General features: G+C 56.1%; 8 protein-coding genes. All 8 read right to left on the minus strand.

The window, feature by feature from the left end:
• Nucleotides 1-95: 95 nt before the first annotated feature.
• The gene (gene trpD, locus QZP87_RS11630) at nucleotides 96-1,097 is read right to left on the minus strand and encodes an anthranilate phosphoribosyltransferase (protein ID WP_291323092.1); all 1,002 of its coding nucleotides are present in this window, start codon (nucleotides 1,095-1,097) and stop codon (nucleotides 96-98) included.
• 67 nt (nucleotides 1,098-1,164) lie between these two features.
• Entirely contained in the window at nucleotides 1,165-1,734 is a 570-nt protein-coding gene (locus tag QZP87_RS11635) for an aminodeoxychorismate/anthranilate synthase component II (protein WP_291323093.1), read from the minus strand.
• A complete protein-coding gene (locus tag QZP87_RS11640) occupies nucleotides 1,709-3,118 on the minus strand; it encodes an anthranilate synthase component I family protein (protein ID WP_291323094.1) in 1,410 nt (469 codons plus the stop codon). Before QZP87_RS11640 ends, QZP87_RS11635 begins: the two co-directional genes overlap by 26 nt.
• Nucleotides 3,119-3,239: 121 nt before the next feature.
• Nucleotides 3,240-4,016, minus strand: a complete 777-nt coding sequence (locus QZP87_RS11645) for a prephenate dehydrogenase/arogenate dehydrogenase family protein (RefSeq protein WP_291323095.1) — start codon at nucleotides 4,014-4,016, stop codon at nucleotides 3,240-3,242.
• 140 nt (nucleotides 4,017-4,156) lie between these two features.
• Entirely contained in the window at nucleotides 4,157-5,494 is a 1,338-nt protein-coding gene (aroA, locus tag QZP87_RS11650) for a 3-phosphoshikimate 1-carboxyvinyltransferase (RefSeq protein WP_291323096.1), read from the minus strand.
• A gap of 65 nt (nucleotides 5,495-5,559) precedes the next feature.
• Nucleotides 5,560-6,648 carry a prephenate dehydratase gene (gene pheA / locus QZP87_RS11655; protein ID WP_291323097.1) on the minus strand — a complete coding sequence of 363 codons (1,089 nt, stop codon included), beginning with the start codon at nucleotides 6,646-6,648 and terminating at the stop codon, nucleotides 5,560-5,562.
• Between the two features lie 2 nt (nucleotides 6,649-6,650).
• Nucleotides 6,651-7,625: a 3-dehydroquinate synthase II gene (locus QZP87_RS11660; protein ID WP_291323098.1), complete on the minus strand. Its 975-nt coding sequence runs from the start codon at nucleotides 7,623-7,625 to the stop codon at nucleotides 6,651-6,653.
• Nucleotides 7,626-7,656: 31 nt separating this feature from the next.
• Entirely contained in the window at nucleotides 7,657-8,463 is an 807-nt protein-coding gene (locus QZP87_RS11665) for a 2-amino-3,7-dideoxy-D-threo-hept-6-ulosonate synthase (protein WP_291323099.1), read from the minus strand.
• Between the last annotated feature and the right edge of the window lie 685 nt (nucleotides 8,464-9,148).

Raw genomic sequence — 9,148 nt, forward strand, 5'->3', positions numbered from 1 at the left:
CTGGCTCTTCCGGGACCCACTTGTCCCAGAAAATGAGTCGTTTTGATCACAAAATGATGTTCAAGTGGGTCCCGGAGTGCCTGTCCCCTGCTTTCCTAAAAAGCGCTAAACAGATACAGTTTTTTCAGCCCTCCCCGGACAATGGACCTGGCCTGCTGCATGCAGTCCCGCAGATCCATGACCGGATTGAGCAGATGCAGGCAAAGGCCCAGGTTCAGGGCCACCATGTCCTGCATGGCTGCCGGGCCATGTCCGGACAGGATCTCACGCTGCCTGGTCAGGGCGTTTTGCTTGTCTGCACAGGCCAGGTCCTCAGGACTGCAGGACTCAAACCCCAGGGGTTCGGGGTCCAGAAGCATTTCCTCCTGCCTGCCGTCCCGGATCATAATCACCTGGTTCACGCCGCAGGGGGTCAACTCGTCAAACCCCATGGCCCCGTGCACCACTGCCGCGGACTGCACCCCGCTTTCAGCCAGCACCCCGGACATAAGGGGCATAAAGCCGGCGTGAGGCACTCCCAGTATCTGATGCGTCGGTCTGGCAGGATTTAAAAGCGGTCCCATAAGATTGAATACGCTTCTTATGCCCAGTTCCTGGCGCAAAGGGGCGATACTTGCAAAACTTGGATGAAAATGCGGAGCAAACAGGAAGGCAAAACTTCTGGACGCAAGCTCGCCTGCCACCAGGTCCGGGTCGTCCAGTAGCTGCAACCCCAGGGCCTCCACCACGTCAGCGCTGCCGCACGAACTGGATACAGCCCGGTTGCCGTGTTTAACCACCTGGATGCCCTGGTCGGCCAGAAAAAAGGCCACCGCGGTGGAGCAGTTAAAGCTGTTGCGGGAATCCCCCCCTGTACCGCAGGTATCAATGGTCACCCCGGACAGCCCCTGTACCAGCCTGGCCCGCTGCAGGGCCACACTTACTGCAGCGGCCAGTTCCGATGCACTCTCCCCCTTGGTCCGAAGGCCCATGAGCAGTGCCCCGCTCTGAGCCGGGGAAATCTCCCCTTCAAAAAGGGCCTGAAAGACATCCCGTCCCTCACTGTACTCCAGGTCCTGCCCGGAGCATATTTTATTGAGTACTTGTTTTATCTGCATGTTTTTCTCCTTTAACCTTGCAATCTGTGGGGACTGTCCCCGGGCCGGTTCATGCACCCCTGAATGCCTATATCCCGCTCATCTTCAGGAAATTCTCCATGACCCTGGGTCCCCAGGGAGTGAGAATGGACTCGGGGTGAAACTGTACCCCCATCCAGGGTCGATCGGTATATTCCAGTCCCATGACCTCGTCGTCCTTGGTCCTGGCGGTGATGCGAAAGGCATTATCCGAGATCGCCCGCACCAGCAGAGAATGGTAGCGACAGACCTCGAAGGGGTTGGGGATGCCCTCGAAAAGCCCGGTCTCCCGGTGGTAAACTCTGGAGGTCTTGCCATGCATTATGCGATCCGCCACCTCCACCCTGGCCCCGGCAAAGTGCCCTAAAACCTGGTGTCCCAGGCATACACCCAGCACCGGCACCTCCGGGCTCAGGCGCTTTAGAAAGTCCAGGCACAGTCCGGCATTCTCCGGGCGACTGGGTCCCGGGGAAATAATCACTGCCTGCAGGTTCTGCTCCATGGTACTGAATATCTCTTCCTGGTTGTTTCTAAGCACAACCGGGCCCGCACCCAACTTTTGCAGTACCTGAACCAGGTTGAAAGTAAAGGAATCAAAGTTGTCTATGAGCAAAATCATCCGGACCTCCAGTAAAGGTTAGAGCTTTGCGTATGGCCATGGCCTTGTTCTGACACTCTTCCCATTCTTTTTCCGGCACAGAGTCGAAAACAATCCCGGCCCCTGCCTGCCAGTTTATCTTTCCGTCCCTGATCCAAAGACTCCTGATGGTTATACCCGTATCAAGGTTCACGCTGTCCTTGTCCAGACCTATCCACCCTATAATGCCGGCATACGGCCCCCTGGGAGCGGGCTCGTGTTCGCCGATAATTTCCATGGCCCGGATCTTGGGAGCACCGGACACTGTTCCGGCGGGAAAAGAAGCCCGGATGACTTCCAGGGCGTCCAGTCCTTCTTTGAGCCTGGCTGACAGGTAGGAAGTCATATGCATGACATGGGAAAATCTCTCCACCCGCATGAACTTGTCCACTTCCACGCTTCCGGCGACAGCCATGCGGCCCAGGTCGTTGCGGCCCAGGTCAACCAGCATGACGTGCTCGGCCTTCTCCTTTTCATCGGACAAAAGATCCTCGGCCAGACGTTCGTCCTCTTTCTCGCTTTCACCCCGGTGTCTGGTACCGGCAATAGGCCTCAGCTGCAGTTCATTATTGCCGCATTTGACCATCAGTTCCGGTGAAGAACCCATCAGGGTGATGTCTTCCATATTCAGATAAAAAGTGTAGGGCGAAGGGTTTATTCGTCTTAAATGCCGGTACACCAGAAACGGATCCCCTCGGAAATCCGCGCTGAACCTGGTGGAAAGTACCACCTGGATGGCTTCGCCCTGCCTGATCAGCTCCTTGATGTCCCTGACCCTGTCCTGATATTCTTCCTGGGAGGGAGTGGTGCTTACATCCCCCAACCTGAATTCGCTTTTGTTTTTGCAGGGCTTGGGCCGGGGCAGGGCTGTTTCCTTGTCCAGGCAGATGTAATAGCAGTTATGATGCAGGTGATCGAAAAGAAGTATCCGGGCGGGCAGCACCAGTTGGGCTTCGGCATCCTCCGGGGGCAGGACTTCCGCCAGCCTGGGCTCCAGAAGTCCTCCCAGGCCGAAGCCCAGGTAACCGTAAACCGCCCTGGTAACCGGGGGCAAAGCAAAATTGGGATCCGGCAGCACTTGCAGTTCCGCCAGAACAGAGCGTACCCCTTGGATGAAATCCATGCCCTGCATCTCTTTCAACCTCTCCAGACGCTCATCCAGGATCTTGACCTTGAGCCTGCCCCTGTTGCAGCCAAGCTGCAGCCTGAAATCCCAGGCCAGCAGACTGTACCTCCCCAGACGACCGTCCACCTCGGAACTCTCCAGTAAAATCCCTTTTTCCTTACCGATAAGGCTCAAGTAAAGGGACACCGGCGTCTGCGTGTCAGCAGGCAGACAGGTGGCCTTTTGCTGCAGGTTGATCATATGTTTCTCCTTTTGCATTATAGTATCAGATGTCATTTAACCCTTCTCCAAACAAAAAGGCCACGTCCTCCCTGCTGGGAGGACGTGGCCTTTTATCATGGAGCAAAATCAAAAAACACGGCTATCCCCCCTGCCTGTCGCTGAAATTGCGCCACCACCACAGAGCCTTGTCAGTCAAGAGTTCGAACTCCCCTGCAGCGCTGAGGTTTAAAAAAGACTTGAAGCGCCGGATCATCTGTCCGGTGTAGGGGTTGTCCTCTGCCAGGGACGAAAACAGCTCCGAGTCTTCATTGAGCATCTTCCGGGCGGCCCTGGCCCTGCGTCTGAATGATGGAGTGGCGAACTTGTCCAGGTCGATATCCTGGGGCAGACTGGCAAAATAGGAAATAGTGGTTACAAAATTGAGTCCCTGTATGCAGGACATGGCCTGATCATGCTCCCGGCAGGAACTCATGAAGGTATGCATGCCTCCGCGGGCGAATACATCATGCACCGCCTGCACATGATCTTCCTGGATGTTGTGCCCGGGACACAGTGCCACTTTCAGGTCATCCCTCCCGGAAGGTCTGGGGCCGAAAAGCGGGTGGGTCCCCATGACCGGTCCCTGATGGTGATGCTGCATCTTGTTCACGGGCAGGGTCTTGACTGAACAGATGTCCGCCAGGATAAGCGAGCCTGAAAAATGCGGGCCCATAAGTTCCAGGACCTGGTCCATGCCGGCCACCGGAACCGCCAGCAGAACCATCTGGGCCTTCTGCAGAATGCCGGGGAGTTCATCCCGGGGAAAGGGCCGGTCCAGGCAGACGACATTCACCCCGCCGCCAGAGAGCCTGTCCTTGATCAGCGTCCCCATCTGACCTCTGGAGCCCACCAGGACCAGCTCATCTATACTTTGCATGCATCACTCCAGTAAAGAATCTTTTCAGCGCTATTCTGGAAAGCAGGGTGCAGGCACACCCGGTGGCCTTCTCGCATCTGACCTCTGTGTCTGTAAATAAGACTTTTTGCAGGTGCATCAAACAACAAGACTTTTCATCCTTATTGGCCTGAAATACCGTAAGCCCGGCGTACCTTGTCCCATTCATCCCAGAATCCGGGAAAGGACTTGTTCACGCAAGCAGGATTGTCCAGAACCGCCCTGACGCCTGCCAGCTCATAAAGGGAAAGGCTCATGGCCATGCGGTGATCGCCGTAGGTGCAAAAATTCACCCTGTCTCCCCGGGCGAGGTTTGCAGGCTCAATCACCAGACCGTCATCATTGAGCCGACACCTGCACCCGGCCCGGCTTACTTCCTGCTGCACCCCGGCCAGCCGGTCGCTCTCCTTGATCCTCAAGTGAGCCACGTTGCTGATCCTGGTTGTGCCGGTGGCCATGGACGCAACAACAGCCACAGTGGGCACCAGGTCCGGGCAGGTGCCCATATCAAGGTCCACCCCATGCAGATCTGCGGGACTTACCACCACACCCTGATCAGAGCTTTGCACCTTTGCGCCCATGCTCTTCAGAATCTCCAGGATGCGCCGGTCACCCTGCCTGGAATATATGTCCAGCCCGGTTACCTCCACCGGCCTCTCTCCCACAGCACCTGCGGCCAAAAGGTATGAAGCATTGCTGAAGTCGCCCTCCACCCTGTATCTGACAGGGGTCAGTACACCCGGATGCACCAGGAAGCGAATCCTGCCCGGTTCCACCCGTTGTACCCGGTCCGGGTCTGTAATCCTCCATTGACCTTCCTGGAGAGTCTGCAGCTGAGCAGGGTTGCCAAAGCGCTGCATGGCCTGCAGGGTCAGATGTACATAAGGCCAGGATACCACCTTTTTTCCCCCGATATTTATTACCAGGGAACTACCGGCCATGGTGGCGGCCATAAGCACCCCTGAAAGGTACTGGCTGCTCTCATCCAGTGCCACGGTCACCACCCCTCCCGGCAGACCAAAACTCTCTATACGCACCGGCGGGCAGCCATCACGACCCAGGTATTTAAACCGGACCCCCTGCCCCTCCAGGCTATCCCCAAGGCTGCGGATGGGGCGCTCGTGCATGCGGCCGGCCCCGAAAATCTCGAAACAGCCCCGCCCAGCCGAGACAATAGCCGCAATCAGCCTGCAGGTGGTGCCGGACTCGCCCACATCCAGCTTCACCGGGTCCAGATAAGGGGCTTGGATCCGCCCACCCAGCCCATTGACCACAGGGGCCGCATCATCTCCTGAAAATTTCGCCCCAAGGGCGGCCAGACAGTCTCTGGTGCGCAAGATATCATCGCTGATCAGGACATTTTCCAGGTTTGATGTCCCCCCAGCCAGACCCGCTGCCAATAGCGCCCGATGGGAAACCGACTTGGAGGGCGGTGCATTTAGTATGATTTTATTATGCATGGATTATTTCTTCAGCTTAACATTACAGCGAAACTTCTAAAATTAGATAATCTGTCTCAATCCCATCATGCCAGAATCTGTGGACCATGCGGATAGCTGCCCAGCACCCGCATATAGTAGCAGTTGTCCTCCAGGTCCTTGAGCACGCTGGCATAATCCTGGGCCGTGAGGTCGCACTCCACATCAGCGAAAAACACATATCTCCACTTCTCAGCCCGCAGGGGTCTGGATTCCAGCTTGCGCATGTTAATGCCCTTGACGGACAGGACCTGCAGGGCGGTCACCAGGGAACCCGGTCGGTCCAGTACGGAAAACAAAAGGGACGTTTTCTCGCGGTTGCCTGCTTCCGGGGGATGAGCGCTGATGATTAAAAACCTGGTCCAGTTGTCCGGCAGATCCTCGATGGAATTACCCAGGACATTAAGCTCGTAAAACTTGGTCAGCTTCTGGTGACCCACTGCAGCAGCACCGGGTTCCGATGCCGCCCTGGAAGCGGCCCGGGCCGTACTCTCGTCCGGGATCACTTCCACCCCGGGCAGATTGGCCCGAAGCCAGTTGGAACACTGCTGCAGGGCCAGGGGATGAGAATAAATCTTTTTGATGGCCTCCAGGTCGGTCTCCAGGCTGAGCAGAAAATGGCTGATGCGGAAAAACACTTCGGCATGGATAAAGATCTCGAACTTTAAAAACATGTCCAGGCTCTGGCCTACGCTGCCCTGCATGGAGTTTTCCAGGGGGATTATTCCCAGTTCGGCCTCTCTGGTGTCCACCGCCCGGAACACATCCTCCAGGCTGTTTTTCGGGGTGAACCTGGCACTGTGTCCCAGATATTCAACACCTGCAAAGTAGGAAAAGGTCCCTTCCGGCCCCAGGTAGACCACCTTCTGGGGTTGCTGCAGGCTGCGGGATGAAGAAAGAATCTCCCGGTAGATGCTTCTCAGGTGCTCTTCCGGCAATGGACCGGGATTTTTCTGCGCCAGACCGTTTAAGACTTCTTTTTCCCGAAATGGTTTGAACACGTTGTCCCTGGACCTGGACTTGATGTTTCCCACCTCCAGACTCAGCCCTGCCCGGCGGTTGAGAAGTTCCAGGATCTCCTGGTCCAGCCGGCTTATTTCGCTTCTTATTCTTTTGAGATTTGTGTCCTGGTCCATGGCTATTTTTCCCTGATATCTTCCTGGATTCGCATTCCAAAATGCCGCCCGGCCTCGTCGACCCGGCACATGACCTGGTCCTCCACCTTGAGCTTGACCACGCTCACCGGCTTGTTGTCCGCGCCCACCAGGCGGATGGTCTCGGCATTCTGCAGGATCACAGTGCCCTGGTTCCCCTCGAACTCGGCACTGATGAGCAGCATGGGCCGGACCTCGGTCTTGATGCGCCCTACCACTGCTGATTTGGCATCGCCCTGCCCGGAAACTATCAGTACCCGGCTGCCCGGAGAAAGCTCTTCCAGGTAGGTGGTCCTGTCTCCAGGAAGGCAGGTGTAGGAATGCACTGCCCCGGCATTTATCCTGAAGGGTCTGGGGGCCACATATGGATTGGACTCGGTTTCGGCGTTCACCAGGAAAGTAAATGCGCTGGAGTTGCCCACCAGCATGCCCTCCGATGTATTTAACAGGGAAATAGTGTCCACACACACCCGGTGCCCCAGACCCACCGGGGATATTTGGGTGATCCGGCCGGGTATGAGCTCCAGCCTGCCCTGGTCCTGCTTGACCCTGGCGGCTATTTTTTTGAGCTCTCCGGCGGATTCTGCATCCACCACCACGTAGTCCACGCCTTTTTCCAGGATGCCCAGGGCGGTATCCACCTCCTGAAGAGTGGCGCACTCCATGCCCACCTGGGGGGTCTGGGCCACGATGTTCTCCACGGGAATGATCTCCACTCCCCGGGCCAGGACCACGTTCTCCCCCGCCTTCAGGGATTGAACCGCCTTTTCCTCGTCTTCCTTTTTTTCTATGCTTAAGAAATTGAAGTCCTGCACATCCAGGGCCTGGGTCCTGCCCAGGGCCTGAATCTTTTCCAGATCGCTATTGTGAGCCAGGATGCCGTCCACCCCGGATTCCAGGGCCAGGGTGACCAGCTTTTTATCGAAAGGAATTGCCTTGAAGTATAATTTTTTGGTCATGGTGTTTCTGCTGTCGGTTATCGGTTATTTATCAGTTGCCGCCGTTGGACAGCACATCCATGGCCTCGTCCACGTCCATGTCGTGATGAACTACGTGATTCAGGGTCTTGACCAGGGAAGTCACCTCGTCGTGCTGGAACACGTTGCGGCCCACGGAAAGCCCTGCCGCCCCGGCAGCGACCGAGTCGTGAACCATCTTGACCAGGTCTCGGTCATTGTCCAGCTTGGGTCCTCCGGCAATAACAACTGGAATGCAGCAGGCCTCAACCACCTTGGCGAAGCTGTCCGGGTCCCCGGTGTAGGCGACCTTGACCACGTCCGCACCCAGTTCTTCGCCAACCCTGGCGCAATGACGAACCATGTTCATGTCGAATTCGTCCTTGACCTTGGGTCCGCGGGCATAAACCATGGCCAGGAGAGGCATGCCCCATTCATTTGCGTGTGTGGCCACGCGGCCCATGTCGCTGAGCATCTCACGTTCGGCTTCGTCGCCAAGATTGACGTGTACCGAAACACCGTCCGCACCCAGTTTGATGGCGTCCTCGACACTGGCCACCAGAGTCTTGGCGTTGGGGTAAGGGGAAATGGAAGTACTGGCGGAAAGATGAACGATCAGACCTACATCATGACCCTTGCCCCGGTGTCCGCAACGGGCCAGGCCCTTATGCATGAGCACGGCATTGGCTCCGCCCTCAGCCACCTTGTCCACAGTGACCCGCATGTCGATTATTCCGTCAATGGGACCCACGGTAACCCCGTGATCCACCGGGACAATGATGGCCCGGCCTGTGTTGCGGTTGAAGATCCTCTCCATTCTGATGGCTTTTCCCAAGTGCATGACAATACCTCCTGGTGTTTGGGGCGGCAGGCTAAAGCGGACCTTTTGTGAGCCAAAAAAAAGGGCCGCCGGCTTTTGCCTGCGGCCCTTGGGTTGCTGGATTTTCTACTTGACTTTAAGGCTAAACTCCTCCCCTGGGACCACAGGCCTTTGTAAAATAAAAAAACCAAAAATAATAAGCAGTATGACTGGGTCTAAGGGATTCGTTCAACATGGAAAGCTTTGTAAACACAAGATTTGAAGGTTGTCAACAAAAAATTTCAAAAAAAAATATTTTTTCAACTATTGCCTGCCAAGCGTCTTAGCGTGGTCATCTCTTATTGCCTGCGATATCCACTAACGCGGGCTGTGCCCGCAACCCAAAAACATATTCTCACGCAAAGGCGCAAAGGTCGCCAAGGAAGACAGGATATTTTCTTGTTCCCAGGCTCCAGCCTGGGGACATCGCTTTTTTGTGGCTCCAGCCATATTTTTTAAAAAGCGGCTGATGCCGCAAGAACTAAGCGTTCCCAGGCTGGAGCCTGGGAACGAGAGGCAACTAAGCGTTCCCAGGCTGGAGCCTGGGAACGAGAGGCAATGCGGGGCATCATTCGGTCAACCCTTGCAGGACGCGTTGAGCACGGGGACTGGCTCTCCCGGCACTTATTTTTCTAATCTGTTTCTTGTTCAATAAAAAATAAGTGCC

Source organism: Desulfonatronospira sp., assembly GCA_003563255.1.
Taxonomy (GTDB): Bacteria; Desulfobacterota; Desulfovibrionia; order Desulfovibrionales; family Desulfonatronovibrionaceae; genus Desulfonatronospira.